The sequence below is a fragment of the Vibrio sp. CK2-1 genome, assembly GCF_021726515.1.
GTDB lineage: Bacteria > Pseudomonadota > Gammaproteobacteria > Enterobacterales > Vibrionaceae > Vibrio.
On record NZ_JAKKCJ010000011.1, the window covers coordinates 1 to 14,302 of the forward strand.

The window sequence follows — 14,302 nt, forward strand, 5'->3', positions numbered from 1 at the left end:
ATCATCAACGAGTGCCCACACAGATTGATAGGTTTAAATTGTTAAAGAGCGTTGTTCTTATTGAAAGCGCTTAGCGCGTCTCGTTGAACAGGGCGGCCATTTTAGCGATTTAAAAGCTCGTGTCAAATACTTTTTTAAAACTTTTTTCGCAAACCTTTTTGAGAAGGTTTTGACCTCTGACTCGTTGCTGCAGCTAGGCTGTGTGCTCCGTGTCAGTGAGGGCGCATTATAGAGACCTGGCTCACATTGGCAAGGGCTTTTTTCACTTTTCTTTGATTTTTTTCCATTTCGAAGAAAAAAGCACCGAAAGACATGTTTTCTGTCTATTTTGTCTGCTATTCAGTAACCTTTTTGGCAAATAGAGCAACTTTTTCCCAGTCGGTATACTCAACTTCTTTGCTTGTATCCGTCTCACCATCTGTCATAGACATAATAAAACGAATCATCACTCGATCGAACCATGAGTATCGTGGGTAATACAGTCCACCAGCGAACACACCAATATGTTTAGGTTGCCAAGGTGAGCGCTTTAAAAACTTCTGGATATAGACACTACCCTCTGGCGTATCCTTACCCGGTTTGCGAGCGGTTAAGTTAACACTATAGAAAGACGCACCCGCTGAGGTTAAATGCACTTTATGCTGCTCGATAAATTGGTACAGCTTCTTATTAAAGTGACCATAACGAATAGATGCGCCAATAATGATGTTGCGATATAAGCTCAGATCTAAATCATCAGCTTGGTGCAAATCAACCAATTCACAGCTATCGTTGCCAATCTGTTCTGCCATAAACTGTGCAATTTTATGGGTTTGCCCTTCTCGGGTTGAATACAAAATAATAGTACTTTTCACGAAAACCTAACTTTTCCAAAATGTCGGTGTAAATAAGATAAGAAGTGTGAACACCTCTAGTCGACCAAATAACATTGAAACAATAAGCACCCACTTAGCGGCATCATTAACATTAGCAAAATGTACAGATACCTCACCGAGCCCTGGCCCTAAGTTATTAAGCGTTGCAGCCACAGCGGAGAAGGCACTTAATTCATCCATGCCTGAAGCGATGAGCCCCAACATACACAATACAAACACTAATGCATACGCGGAGAAAAATCCCCATACCGCATCAACCACCCGTTGCGGCAACGCTTTACCGCCGACTTTAATAGGGAAGACTGCTTTAGGATGGACAAGACGTTTTAGTTCACGTCCTCCTTGCAGTGTGAGTAACAACACTCGAATCACTTTGAGGCCCCCCCCCGTAGAACCGGCACAACCACCTATAAAAGAAGAAAACAGCAATAGCACAGGAAGAAACAGCGGCCATTGTGAAAAACCTGTCGTAGTAAAGCCCGCAGTCGTAGAGATAGATACCGTCTGGAATAGCACCTGATCAAAGGTTTCAAATGTCGTTAAGTCATTACTGTGTAGAAGCAAAATGACAAAACATAATAAGAACAACAAAATTTGGATCGTGATAAAGGCGCGAAACTCAGGATCTCGCCAGTAATATTTAGGGTGTACGCCTCCCGAAGCAAAAGCCGCAAAGTGCAGTGAGAAGTTACACGCTGAAATGAGTAGAAAGACTACCGTGATCATATTAATCACTGGGCTATTAAAGTACCCCATACTGGCATCATGGGTAGAAAAACCACCAATGGCAATTGTCGAAAAACTATGGCAAATCGCATCAAATAAGCTCATACCCGCCAACCAAAATGCCCCAGCACACGCAATGGTAAGGCTTAAGTAAATATACCAAAGCACTTTCGCCGTTTCGGCAATTCGCGGTGTCATTTTATTATCTTTTACCGGCCCAGGGATTTCCGCTCGGTATAACTGCATGCCACCAATGCCAAGGATTGGCAAAATCGCCACCGCGAGAACAATGATCCCCATGCCACCAAACCACTGTAAAAACTGTCGGTAGAATAGTATCGCTTTAGGTAAAGCATCCAGGCCAACAATCGTCGTTGCCCCGGTGGTCGTTAATGCAGAAAAAGACTCAAAAAAAGAATCGGTCACTGAAATATTAGGATCATGAGACAACCAAAATGGCAGCGCCCCTGCACTACCGATCACCACCCAGAATAAAACCACGATTAAGAAACCATCTCGGGCTTTTAACTCTGATTTTTTATAACGGTTGGGAAACCAGCATAAGCCACCACAGAAGAACAACACAAAAAAGGTAGTCACAAAAGGCACACCGGCCCCATCGCGATAGAATAAAGCCACCAGCGCAGGTGCCAACATCGTTAGGCTAAATAGTGCCAGTAGTAAACCGACGATTCGAATAATTGAACGAAATTGCATATAGAGTAGAGAAGCTAAGCTTCCAAAGTCCTTTTAAAATGGGGATCACATGTGTTTCGGTTTAATCTCAACCTTAGCGCCAGTTTTATTGACGAGAGTCTGTGTAAACACGTCCGCCTCTCTTATATCGATCTCAACCAGTAAGTCAATGCGTTGCCCAAAATTTCCATCAAGTTGAACCGCTTGATATTGAACCATGATAGATTGCACCAAGGGCATTAAAGAGTAGTCTAACCCCAGCTGCAATTGGGTGGTGATCTTTTTCTCAATAGTTTGAACTTGCTTGAGAGCTTGCTGCACACCACCGCCATAAGCTTTCACTAATCCGCCAGTACCCAGCTTAATTCCACCAGAATAACGGGTGACAACCGCCGCCATCTCACCAATTCCAGAGCCAGATAATTGAGCTAATATCGGTTTCCCCGCCGTTCCGGAAGGTTCACCATCATCACTAAACCCCCACAGTAACGAATCTTCTGGCCTACCGGCGACAAAGCCCCAGCAATTATGCCGAGCAGAAGCATGCTGCGTTTTTATCTCATCAACAAAGGCTTTCGCGCTTTCTATAGTCGGAGTGTGCGCAATATGAGTAATGAAAAGGCTCTTCTTAATTTCCTCTTCAAATATCACCCTATCAATAGGGATTAAATATGGCTGCTCATTCATAACACACGACCTCAAAAATAAAGTGCCTCAGTTTAACACGTCATTTAACGGTTGATGGTCCACAAAATGACCTTGCGCACAAATTTCAAACAATTGTTTGAATTGTTATTGAAGTTAACAATTACACGATCAAGACTGTAACAACCTGGTCAAACCAGAGAAAAACGATAATAAGTTGCTCTACAACAATACCGTTTGTTCGTCATGGAGATAGACAATGATTTACCAACATACGTCCCTACACGTAAAAGAATTACAAGATGGTATCGCTCAGCTGACTTTCAGTGCTGAAGGGTCCGTCAACACTCTCAACTCAAAAACACTCACCGCCCTAGATGAAGCGATTGACGCCATCAAAGCGCAACCGGGCATCACCGGATTAATTCTGAGCTCAGATAAAAACGCCTTCATTGTAGGTGCAGATATAAAAGAATTCCTCGGCCTATTCGCTAAACCCGCAGAAGAACTCGATCACTGGGTCAAATACGCCAATGATATTTTCTGCAAGCTAGAAGACCTACCATTCCCGACCCTATCGGTTATTCGCGGCTTTGCGCTGGGCGGTGGTTGTGAACTGATTCTTTCTTCTGACTTACGCATTGGTGATAACACTGCGGTTATCGGCCTACCAGAAACCAAGCTTGGCATCATCCCGGGGTTCGGCGGTACGGTTCGTCTACCTCGCGTTATCGGGGCAGATAATGCCATGGAAATGATCGCCACCGCGAAACAACAAAAAGCCAATGAAGCAATCAAGCTTGGTCTTCTCGATGCGATTGTAGATAGCGAGCAACTAGAAGCCTCTGCTATCACAACATTAAAGCAAGCTATCGACGGAAAAATTGACTGGCAAGCGCGTCGTCAACAAAAAACCTCCGCGCTATCTTTAAGTAAAATAGAAGCCTTGATGAGCTTTACCATGGCCAAAGGCATGATTTCAGCCAAAGCGGGCCCACACTATCCAGCGCCGATTGCTTCAGTGAAAGCGATAGAGGAAGCATCAACGTTAAGCCGTGATGAGGCTTTAGATATTGAACGTAAATACTTCGTCAAAATGGCGAAAACGGAAGTGGCTCAATCTCTGATTGGATTATTCCTTAACGATCAATACATCAAAGGCATCGCTAAAAAAGCAGGCAAAAACTCACAGAAGACGGAACGTGCTGCGGTACTTGGTGCTGGCATCATGGGGGGCGGCATTGCTTACCAGTCCGCATCGAAAGGCGTGCCAGTATTAATGAAAGATATCGCGCAAGCTTCTCTTGATTTAGGTATGACCGAGGCTTCCAAATTACTCAACAAACAATTGGAACGTGGAAAAATTGATGGCTTCAAACTATCAAAGATTCTCGGTTCGATTACGCCCAGCCTACACTACGCGGGTATTGAACAAGCCGATATCGTAGTAGAAGCCGTAGTTGAAAATCCAAAAGTAAAAGCGGCGGTATTAGCGGAAGTAGAGCAACACGCGAAAGAAGACGCCATCATTGCCTCTAATACCTCAACCATTCCCATCAACCAGCTTGCGAAAGCAGTAAAACGCCCAGAAAACTTCTGTGGTATGCACTTCTTTAACCCAGTACATCGCATGCCGTTGGTTGAAATTATTCGTGGTGAGCACACGTCTGAAGACACTATCAATAAAGTCGTCGCCTATGCTGCGCAAATGGGTAAATCACCGATTGTAGTTAATGACTGCCCAGGGTTCTTCGTTAACCGTGTTCTATTCCCTTACTTTGGTGGCTTTAGTCTGTTAATGCGTGATGGCGCGGGTTTCACACAAATCGATAAAGTGATGGAGCGTAAATTCGGTTGGCCAATGGGCCCTGCTTATTTGCTTGATGTCGTGGGTATCGATACGGCACACCATGCACAATCGGTGATGGCAGAAGGTTTCCCTGAGCGCATGGGTAAAGAAGGCCGAGATGCGATTGATGCACTATTTGAAGCCGATAAATATGGCCAGAAAAATGGTAGTGGTTTTTATACTTATAGCGTTGACCGCAAAGGCAAGCCGAAGAAAACCTTTGAGAAAGATGTCCTAGCGCTATTTGAAGGCATCACAGCGACTAAGAAAGACTTTTCAGATGAAGAGATCATCAACCGAACTATGATTCCAATGATCAATGAAGTCGTACTCTGTCTTGAAGAAGGCATTATCGCCTCACCACAAGAAGCGGATATGGCACTGATCTATGGTTTAGGCTTCCCTCCATTCCGTGGTGGGGTATTCCGCTATCTAGATAGTGTTGGACTACAAAATTATATCCAAGCAGCGTCTCAATATTCTGACTTAAGCCCAATGTATCGTGTACCGCAACTACTATTGGATATGGCAGAAAAAGGCGATACTTTTTACGCTAGTCAAACCGCTGCTGTTTAACGACTTTGGATAAGGAAAATCAAAATGAATAATGTAGTTATTGTCGATTGTATTCGTACTCCTATGGGTCGTTCAAAAGCCGGTGCATTCCGTCATGTCCGTGCTGAAGATCTATCGGCTCACCTGATGAAAGGGATCTTAAAACGTAACCCTCAGGTAGATCCTACTCAAATTGAAGATGTCTATTGGGGTTGTGTGCAACAAACTTTAGAGCAAGGCTTTAACATTGCACGTAATGCAGCGTTACTTGCTGGCGTACCTAAAAATGTCGGTGCGGTAACAGTCAACCGCCTATGTGGCTCGTCAATGCAAGCACTACACGATGCTTCACGTGCCATCATGGTCGGTGATGCCGATATTTGCTTAATTGGTGGTGTTGAACACATGGGCCACGTGCCGATGAACCATGGCGTGGATTTCCACCCAGGCTTGGCAAAAAATGTCGCCAAAGCTGCCGGTATGATGGGGTTAACCGCTGAAATGCTAGGTAAAGTTCATGGTATTAGCCGTGAAGCGCAAGATGAATTTGCCGCTCGCTCTCACCGTCGTGCACACGCTGCAACGTTAGAGGGTCGTTTTAAAAATGAAATCCTGCCAACTGAAGGTCATACGGAAGATGGAACGTTAAAGCTATACGACTATGATGAAGTGATTCGCCCAGAAACTACCGTCGAAACACTATCTCAACTGCGCCCTGTGTTTGATCCTGCCAATGGAACAGTCACGGCGGGCACGTCTTCTGCACTATCGGATGGTGCGTCAGCCATGCTAGTGATGAGCGAAAGTAAAGCGAAAGAGCTAGGTTTACCGATCCGCGCACGCATTCGCTCAATGGCGGTAGCGGGTTGCGATCCTTCGACCATGGGTTATGGCCCGGTTCCAGCGACACAAAAAGCTTTGAAGCGTGCCGGTTTATCGATTGAAGATATGGGTATGATCGAGCTCAATGAAGCGTTTGCCGCGCAAGCACTACCATGCGCTAAAGATCTTGGCTTATTGGATGTGATGGAAGAAAAAGTAAACTTAAATGGTGGCGCGATTGCACTGGGTCACCCACTCGGTTGCTCAGGCTCTCGTATTTCAACTACCTTAATTAACTTGATGGAAGCCAAGGATGTTCAATTTGGTCTTGCCACCATGTGTATCGGGCTTGGCCAAGGTATTGCCACCGTCTTCGAACGCGTCGATAACTAGATCATCTTAGTATCAACGAAAACAACAAGGGCCACTCAAGTCGAGTGGCCCTTATCTTTTCTATACATTTTAGAGCGAAACACTATTTCACATGCATTTCGCTGCTAGAGCAATTGGTTGTCGTACTACGATATGGCACCACATAGCTATCACCACTATCAGGGTGAATAATCTGATAATACTGAGGTAAGTTGAAATTACACTTCGATTCCGATTCAAGCCCTTGGGTATTATTGGTATAAAAACGATTGACCGTTCTCACCATATCATCACGGTTACCATCAAACTGTCGATACACTTCAACCCGGTTACTTTCATCTAATACATAGATATTAAAACCGTCATCATCGCCTTCAAAGAAAAACTGAATTAATCCTTCACTGGCGTAGGCATCAACCACATCTGGTGGTGGCAATTCCTGACTTTTACCCACTTTAAGTAATGGCGAACCTTGCAGCTTATTAGTCGAAATACTGCTATAGAAATCAATCGAGTTTTCTAGCTTCATCACCGATACACCGCGACGTTCAAAGAACAAACCGTACATTTGATCTGCCACTTTCAATACTTTAAAGCGGCGGCGTTTTTCATTTTCGACCGGTTTTAAACGTAACTCGATACATTCCGCCAGCAGTTGATACACCATATTACGCATAACGCCGCGCAGGTTTTCACTATAACAAAAAACATCAACCGATTCCGGCGGCAGTGCATCTTGGTGCATTTTGCCTAGAATGGTTTTTAACGCATCAATAATCGCAGTTTCACCGGAGAAATGCAGAGTACGGACTTCATGCCAAGAGTTACGATAAACCAAATCAACACTAGAAACTAAGCATTGCTGCTCCGCAGAAAAACTAAATACATCGACATGATTTTTTAATTCATTCTTAAGCTGATTCGGCTTTAACTTAGCCGTAGGATCGCTTTCTAAATTGATAAAAATCGATAACTGACTCACTTCACAAGGGCTAGCTAAAGCTTGCATGGTTGGTTGGCGCTTACGCAATGAAAAAGTATTACGCAAGTCACTAACCATTTGATAGAGCTTATCGATATCAATATCTGCGTGGCGAACAACCGCTTCAAGGTGAGTACCTTCGGTAATTAAGCCATTGAAGAATGCCCAAGCCACCAATTTACTTAAATATTGGTTATGCTCTAGCGGCGCTCTCCCTAAAATTTGATAAGGATCGAGTGATTGTTTATACAAATACCAACCGGCTTTGTTTACTCGCTCTTCAGGAACCTGAATAAAAGTTAAATTGGGTTCATGTAGATCGGGAGAAATTTGAGTATTGAGTAGCGTCACTTTACCCGGCAGAGTTTCAAAAGCGGCGTAAAGTTTTCTTGCTAAGATGCTAATGTCTTGTGGGCTGATCGCAGACGTGATGTCATGGCGACGAGCAAATTGAATCAGATTGCGGTAGCTCAACATTAATGCATCAAGCAATTCATGATGCACTTTTTTCACTTGTTCAACTTTCCAATGGCGACGGTTATCAAGCTCCTCGATTAACTCATTACTCCAACCCCACTTCGCAACAAGATCTTGTAAAGCTGAATGACGCCAAGCAACAAAATTCACTCCCGGTTCACGGGATAGTTTTTCGTGAGTTTTAAGATAAAAACAACGTCTTACCAATTCTAAACGGCGCTTATCACCAATTCTTTCTAGGTACTGAGTCACTTTTTCCAGCATCAGATAATAGCTATCCATACCGTATTCTTTCTGCTCATGGGCAAAAAAACGACGCTTAGTATCAACACTTAATAATTGAGGATGCGGGTATTCCCATGAATACGACTCAAGCAAGATCGCTTTTAGAACCGATTTATATGGCGAATCGATACTTTTATACAGTTGCCATAAATTAGAGCCAAAGTACTCTTCTGCTGGAATATGATGCAGTTGACCAAAGTCTATCCACTGCGAGCAATCAATATGGCCACTACTACAAATTTTTTGTACGTATTCGTCATAGCACTCTTCCATCTCTGGAGGCACGATTTGCCATAACAAACGCTGCCCAGCGATACGTACGGCTGAACGGTAGAATTCATCGAGTAATAATAAATGCTGAGAAGAGCCACAGTTATCACCGGTCATTTCTTCTGACTGGTTGGTCCGAAAACGAGTCTCATCCATTAAGAAAAAGTTCGCTTCCACTCCTAGGCTTTGTGCCCATTCAGTCACTAATAAGCATTTATTGATTAATTTAGTTCGCTCATCCAGCCCCATAGTCGGTGAAATACACACCCATATGTCCAAATCACTCGATGAGCTCTGCCCAACAGAGGATGTACTGCCCATAGTATAAAGAGCGAGAATATCGGCAGAATCCGAAGAAGGCTGAACTAGGGTGGATAAATCGAGGTTTTCATCAAAGTCAAATTCTTGCAGGGCTTGAAGTTGAGAATGGCTGAGAGAGAAGTCACACACACCACAAGGGGTAAGCTCTGAACTAAAGCCAGGAAGGCCAGGGTGATTAAAATGCAATAAAACGGGAATAAGATGAAAAACTTGCTGGCTTTGCTTATCCATAATAGACAGTGCTCGCTCAACCCTTTGCTGGTTCAGCTTATCTAATCTATCTATTAATATAGTGGTATATGCTTGCAAGATTACATCCTAACGACACAGAAATAAAACGATGACACCTAAATCAATACAGGGCTAAAAACGTGATCAATTTAACACTTTTTTGGCGCTGGGTAAACATTATACAATCTGATGACATATACCACTTTAGTCCTGTATCAGCCAATTCAAATTATTATCTCATTTCCCAAAAATAACGGCTACGAAAGTAAGTTTTTAATACAATGAATGGTAGGATTAGGGATAAATATTAAGAAATAAAAGGTCACTTTATGTCAACCACACCCATTCGTATCGCTACTCGTAAAAGCCCTTTAGCTCTTTGGCAAGCTTATTTCGTGAAAGACGCCTTGCAACAAGCGCACCCAGGACTAGAAGTCGAGCTTGTTACCATGGTGACCAAAGGCGATATTATTTTAGATACACCGCTAGCAAAAGTGGGTGGTAAAGGGCTTTTTGTTAAAGAACTAGAAGTCGCCATGCTAGAAGGACGAGCTGACCTTGCGGTTCATTCAATGAAAGATGTACCGGTTGATTTCCCAGAAGGCTTAGGTCTAGTGACGATTTGTGAACGTGGCGATCCACGCGATGCCTTTGTTTCTAATCACTATCAAAACGTTGATGACCTACCCCAAGGCTCAGTAGTCGGCACATGCAGTTTACGTCGTCAGTGCCAGCTAAAAGAACGTCGCCCAGATCTTATTATTAAAGATTTACGCGGTAATGTAGGTACACGTTTAGGTAAATTGGACGCCGGTGAATTCGATGCCATTGTTCTAGCGGCTGCAGGCCTAAAGCGTCTAAACCTTGAAGAGCGTATCCGTAGTTTTATTGAACCGGAAGAGTCACTACCTGCGGTAGGCCAAGGTGCGGTTGGTATTGAATGTCGACTCAATGATGATCGCTTAATCGAATTACTTGCTCCACTTAACGATGTAGATACGACTGATCGCGTGTTATGTGAACGAGCAATGAACCTAACACTACAAGGTGGCTGCCAAGTTCCTATCGGCAGTTACTCGTTGCTAGATGGTGACCAAATTTGGCTTCGAGGCTTGGTCGGAGAGCCAGATGGTAGCTTAATCGTACGTGGCGAGATCAAAGGTCATAGACAAGACGCAGAAAAACTAGGAATTCAACTGGCAAACCAACTATTAAATGATGGAGCCAAAGAGATCCTAGAAAAACTCTACTCTGATCACGATTAATGAGCACGGTTTTAGTCACTCGTCCAGGGCAGGATGGTGAGGCGCTATGTTTAAGTTTGCAACAACGGCAAATTAACAGCCTTCACCACCCCCTAATCAAACTGACACAGGGCCGAGACTGCGCATCACTAATCGATGATCTTTCTCGGTCAGATATTGTGATTGCCGTTAGCCAGTATGCTGTGCTTTGGGCGCAATACACTCTTCAACTCACTCAACAAAAATTTCCTACCACGCCACTTTATTTTGCTATCGGCAATAAAACGGCAGAATGCCTGCAACGATATGCTCAGTCACTCGTCATTTCCCCTCAAATAAGTGACAGCGAACACTTACTGGACTTACCAGCTTTGAAGTTAGTGAAAAACAAGCGTATTTTGATACTACGAGGCAATGGCGGTAGAGAGTTAATACAACAAACATTGCAACAACGTGGCGCAGAGGTTTATTACAATGAAATATATCGTAGAGAGTCATTGCCAATAGACGGTGTAAACCAATGGAAGCAATGGAAAATGCAAGCCGTTTCTCACTTAGTTATCACCAGTGGTGAGCAACTTGCATTTTTTATGTCACAAGTACCAAAGCAATATTTACCTTGGGTAATCCAATTGAAGCTTTACGTTCCTAGCTTACGAATTCAACAACAAGCAAAAGAACTCGGTTTTTCACATATAATCAATACAGGAAGCGCTGCTAACCCTGTTTTATTGGATTGCCTCAGTAAGACATTTACCACAGGACAGAAACATGACAGATAATCATAATAATACCAATGACACCACGGCTGAGGTAAGTGCTTCGACTCAAGTTAAGCCGAACAAAAATAAAGGCCAAAAGCGCGCAACCGCGGCCATTATCCTGGCGGTATTACTTACGGGCTCAGTGATCGCTTTCGAAGCCTATCAATACACCCAAAGCCAACAAACCATCAATCAACTAAAAGCTCAAGTTAATCAATTAAATAGCCATCTCAATCAACAATTAGAAACCAATCAAGCAACCATTAAAAAGCAAGCGACAACGTTGCAGCACAAACTTGAAACTCAAGCCGAACAACAAGGCAAAAGTATCAAAAGTCTACAGCTAGCCATCACGGATATCAAAGGCCGCAGCCCTAACGATTGGCTACTCGCAGAGGCGGACTATTTAGTCAAAATGGCTGGGCGTAAGTTATTTTTAGAGCATGATGTTGAGTCTGCAACCCAATTAATGATTTCAGCCGACCAAAGAATTGCGGCGCTCAATGACCCTAGTCTGGTTACTTTACGAGAAGCAATGACCGATGATATTACTCAGTTAAAATCATTGCCGGTTATCGATCAAGAAGGGTTAATCCTCAAGCTAATCAGCCTACAAAAAGAAGTCGATCAACTACCTTTAGCAAATGCTTTGCTACCTAAAGAAGAAAAGCATCACCAAGAAGTGGTATCTGAGGATATTAATGATTGGCAAACCAATTTAATGACATCATTAAAAGACTTTGCTGGCCACTTTATTACCTTTAGAACCCGAGAAGGTAACACCACGCCACTCCTATCTCCCACTCAACATTTCTACTTAAAAGAAAATGTAAAAGCGAAATTAGAAACCGCAATTAAAGGAGTGTACGCGGAAAATAACGATATTTATCAAACATCGCTCAATGTTGCTCAAGAGTGGTCGAGTAAATTTTTCAATCAACAGTCCATCAAAGTAAAAGAGTTTGAGAAAGAAATCAGCCAGCTACAAGAAAAAGATATTACTGTCGATTACCCAATCAAGCTTAAAGCTCAACAACCTCTAACCGATCTGATCTCTGAACGTTTACGTCGCTCAGTTTCAACAGTTGGACAAGGAGATAAATAATGTTTCGTATTGTTTTTCTCTTAATCGTTTTAGGTTTAGGGCTTTTCGCTGGAACCTTGTTCTCCGATCAGCAAGGTTACGTTTTAATTTCGTTTGCCAATACCACAACTGAAATGAGCGTGACAACACTCGTCATCTTTGTGATTGCCGCACTCGCCGCGCTATTTTTGCTAGAGTTCATCATCAAACGAAGCTTACGAGCAACCAGCGCCACTTGGAACTGGTTTAGCATTCGCAAGCTAAAACGAGCCCGTCGCTATACCAATGAAGGTATCATTAAGCTACTAGAAGGCGATTGGAAAGCAGCAGAAAAGAAAGTCACTCGTTGGGCAAACCATCATGATATGCCATTGCTTTGCTACTTGATCGCATCAGAAGCGGCGCAAGGAATGGGTGATGACTCAAAAAGAGAAAAGTACCTAGCTTTAGCTGAGCAACAAAAAGGGCATTCTCTCGCTGTTGAAATGACTAAGATTCGTCAAATGGTTCGTAATCAACAATATGCTGATGCTCATAGTCAGCTTGAACATTTAAAAGGTCGTTATCCAAATAACACCATAGTACTTAATCTACTCAAGAAAACTTATATTGGATTAGAGCTATGGGGAGCGTTAGATGAATTACTACCGCGCTTAAAGAAAAGTAAGCTGATTTCAGATGAAGAATATCATCAGCTTTTTTATCAAGCTCAACTGGGTAAAATGAAAGAAATCGGCTCTCAACAAGGCGTTGAAGGACTATTGTCTTATTGGGCTCATCTTCCTAAAAAGCTCAAGCAAGACGACAGCGTAGTCCAACTAATGGTTGAACAACTGATCTTACATAATGGCGACTCAGAAGCTTATATCATTTTACGTGATTCAATAAAGCAGACTCCATCAAATAAACTATTGCCGTTAATCACGCAAGTTGATTTACCCGATACCCACCCAGCAGTAGTGATGCTTGAAGGACTTGTGAAAAAACAACCTAACAACCCGGAAATAAATAGCACATTAGGTCAGTTGTATTTACGAGAGCAAAGATGGCAGGAAGCACAACACGCATTTGAAGCAGCTCTTCAGCAAAGAGTCAGCATATCTGACTACTCTTATCTAGCAGATGCATTGGAGCAACAAAACATGAAACAAGCTGCAGGTGAGGTATCTCGTAAAGCATTATCTTTAATAGATAAAACTTAAATCACCCAAGCCTAAGCACACTAAAGCCAACACTTTTAATTCGGTGTTGGCTTTTTTATTCTCCGAATATTCCTCCCAAAGAAGTCGTTTCAATACTCCAAACCAACGCTTTAATACCAAGCTCAATAACTGCAAGTATAATAACCAAATAAGCCGAAGCAAAGACCATCCTTACAAACTCAGGTGATCATTTACTTATTACACTGAATATAAAGTCGACGGGTATAAGAATACCGACCAACTGTCATTTTAAGTGGAAGATTAAGGAGATTTTCATAATAAAGGGAAAGAGGATAAGAAGGTAGTGTGAAGCTTCTGTTCCATTACTAGAATACATCCAGATACAACCTAGTGATGGCTTTCATTTCGCCGCTCAATTCTATAATCACAGATAGCAAAAAGCCCGCTAGATAACTAGCGGGCTTTTTTAATAGTGGCGGAGGGATAGGGATTTGAACCCTAGAAGAGCTATTAACCCTTGCCGGTTTTCAAGACCGGTGCTTTCGACCACTCAGCCATCCCTCCACAAATTGTCATTAATGGTAAACCAATAATGTTCGACTTTTCAGTCTTAATTTAAAGCCTGGCAATGTCCTACTCTCACATGGGGAAACCCCACACTACCATCGGCGCTACTTCGTTTCACTTCTGAGTTCGGCATGGAATCAGGTGGGTCCAAAGCGCTATGGTCGCCAAGCAAATTCTTTTGTTAATGCATCCGTAGGATGCCTTAACTTAATTCGGAAAGCTGTTCGTTCTCACACTCATTCAAGTGTCAATATGTATTCTTCTATTCAGTCCAACCAAAACCCTTTAGGTGTTGTATGGTTAAGCCTCACGGGCAATTAGTATTGGTTAGCTCAACGCCTCGCAGCGCTTACACACCCAACCTATCAACGTCG

General features: G+C 43.0%; 10 protein-coding genes, 1 tRNA gene and 2 rRNA genes. 6 read left to right on the plus strand and 7 right to left on the minus strand.

The features are described from left to right. Positions 1-335 precede the first annotated feature (335 nt). Genes hemG through L3V25_RS16385 form a run of 3 tightly spaced genes read right to left on the minus strand, consistent with a single transcriptional unit; the run spans position 336 to position 2,984 of the window. Positions 336-854 carry a menaquinone-dependent protoporphyrinogen IX dehydrogenase gene (hemG, locus tag L3V25_RS16375; RefSeq protein ID WP_237296511.1) on the minus strand — a complete coding sequence of 173 codons (519 nt, stop codon included), beginning with the start codon at positions 852-854 and terminating at the stop codon, positions 336-338. A 6-nt stretch (positions 855-860) separates the two neighbouring features. Further along, entirely contained in the window at positions 861-2,318 is a 1,458-nt protein-coding gene (locus L3V25_RS16380; RefSeq protein WP_237296512.1) for a TrkH family potassium uptake protein, read from the minus strand. 45 nt (positions 2,319-2,363) lie between these two features. After that, the gene (locus L3V25_RS16385; RefSeq protein WP_237296513.1) at positions 2,364-2,984 is read right to left on the minus strand and encodes a YigZ family protein; all 621 of its coding nucleotides are present in this window, start codon (positions 2,982-2,984) and stop codon (positions 2,364-2,366) included. Positions 2,985-3,201: 217 nt separating this feature from the next. Here L3V25_RS16385 and fadB point away from each other — a divergent pair, with 217 nt between their 5' ends. Beyond that, on the plus strand, positions 3,202-5,367 hold the full coding sequence (gene fadB, locus L3V25_RS16390) for a fatty acid oxidation complex subunit alpha FadB (RefSeq protein WP_237296514.1): 2,166 nt from the start codon (positions 3,202-3,204) through the stop codon (positions 5,365-5,367). Positions 5,368-5,391: 24 nt separating this feature from the next. Beyond that, positions 5,392-6,561 carry an acetyl-CoA C-acyltransferase FadA gene (gene fadA / locus L3V25_RS16395; protein WP_237296515.1) on the plus strand — a complete coding sequence of 390 codons (1,170 nt, stop codon included), beginning with the start codon at positions 5,392-5,394 and terminating at the stop codon, positions 6,559-6,561. A gap of 82 nt (positions 6,562-6,643) precedes the next feature. Here fadA and L3V25_RS16400 read toward each other — a convergent pair whose 3' ends face one another. Continuing rightward, positions 6,644-9,184 carry a class I adenylate cyclase gene (locus L3V25_RS16400; protein WP_237296516.1) on the minus strand — a complete coding sequence of 847 codons (2,541 nt, stop codon included), beginning with the start codon at positions 9,182-9,184 and terminating at the stop codon, positions 6,644-6,646. 251 nt (positions 9,185-9,435) lie between these two features. Between L3V25_RS16400 and hemC the strand changes: the two genes are divergently transcribed. From hemC to L3V25_RS16420, 4 genes are read left to right on the plus strand one after another with little or no spacing between them, the layout of a single operon-like run. Next, positions 9,436-10,371 (plus strand): hydroxymethylbilane synthase, encoded by a 936-nt coding sequence (gene hemC / locus L3V25_RS16405; RefSeq protein WP_237296517.1) that lies wholly within the window; start codon positions 9,436-9,438, stop codon positions 10,369-10,371. Then, positions 10,371-11,132 carry a uroporphyrinogen-III synthase gene (locus L3V25_RS16410; protein ID WP_237296518.1) on the plus strand — a complete coding sequence of 254 codons (762 nt, stop codon included), beginning with the start codon at positions 10,371-10,373 and terminating at the stop codon, positions 11,130-11,132. The genes hemC and L3V25_RS16410 overlap by 1 nt, the downstream gene beginning before the upstream one ends. Then, positions 11,122-12,219 carry a uroporphyrinogen-III C-methyltransferase gene (locus tag L3V25_RS16415; RefSeq protein WP_237296519.1) on the plus strand — a complete coding sequence of 366 codons (1,098 nt, stop codon included), beginning with the start codon at positions 11,122-11,124 and terminating at the stop codon, positions 12,217-12,219. The genes L3V25_RS16410 and L3V25_RS16415 overlap by 11 nt, the downstream gene beginning before the upstream one ends. Continuing rightward, entirely contained in the window at positions 12,219-13,400 is a 1,182-nt protein-coding gene (locus tag L3V25_RS16420; protein WP_237296520.1) for a heme biosynthesis HemY N-terminal domain-containing protein, read from the plus strand. The genes L3V25_RS16415 and L3V25_RS16420 overlap by 1 nt, the downstream gene beginning before the upstream one ends. A gap of 434 nt (positions 13,401-13,834) precedes the next feature. On the opposite strand, the gene L3V25_RS16425 is transcribed toward L3V25_RS16420, so the two are convergent. From L3V25_RS16425 to L3V25_RS16435, 3 genes are all read right to left on the minus strand, one after another. Next, a tRNA-Ser gene (locus tag L3V25_RS16425) sits at positions 13,835-13,925 on the minus strand. A 56-nt stretch (positions 13,926-13,981) separates the two neighbouring features. After that, positions 13,982-14,097, minus strand: a 5S ribosomal RNA gene (gene rrf / locus L3V25_RS16430). Between the two features lie 127 nt (positions 14,098-14,224). Then, positions 14,225-14,302, minus strand: a 23S ribosomal RNA gene (locus L3V25_RS16435); the annotation flags it as partial.

Excerpts from the sequence above, each read along its gene's own strand:
- L3V25_RS16415 (WP_237296519.1), top strand. The coding sequence starts at position 11,122 with ATGACAGATAATCATAATAATACCAATGACACCACGGCTGAGGTAAGT.
- L3V25_RS16420 (WP_237296520.1), top strand. The coding sequence starts at position 12,219 with ATGTTTCGTATTGTTTTTCTCTTAATCGTTTTAGGTTTAGGGCTTTTC.
- fadB (WP_237296514.1), top strand. The coding sequence starts at position 3,202 with ATGATTTACCAACATACGTCCCTACACGTAAAAGAATTACAAGATGGT.
- L3V25_RS16385 (WP_237296513.1), bottom strand. The coding sequence starts at position 2,984 with ATGAATGAGCAGCCATATTTAATCCCTATTGATAGGGTGATATTTGAA.
- hemC (WP_237296517.1), top strand. The coding sequence starts at position 9,436 with ATGTCAACCACACCCATTCGTATCGCTACTCGTAAAAGCCCTTTAGCT.
- L3V25_RS16410 (WP_237296518.1), top strand. The coding sequence starts at position 10,371 with ATGAGCACGGTTTTAGTCACTCGTCCAGGGCAGGATGGTGAGGCGCTA.
- L3V25_RS16380 (WP_237296512.1), bottom strand. The coding sequence starts at position 2,318 with ATGCAATTTCGTTCAATTATTCGAATCGTCGGTTTACTACTGGCACTA.
- fadA (WP_237296515.1), top strand. The coding sequence starts at position 5,392 with ATGAATAATGTAGTTATTGTCGATTGTATTCGTACTCCTATGGGTCGT.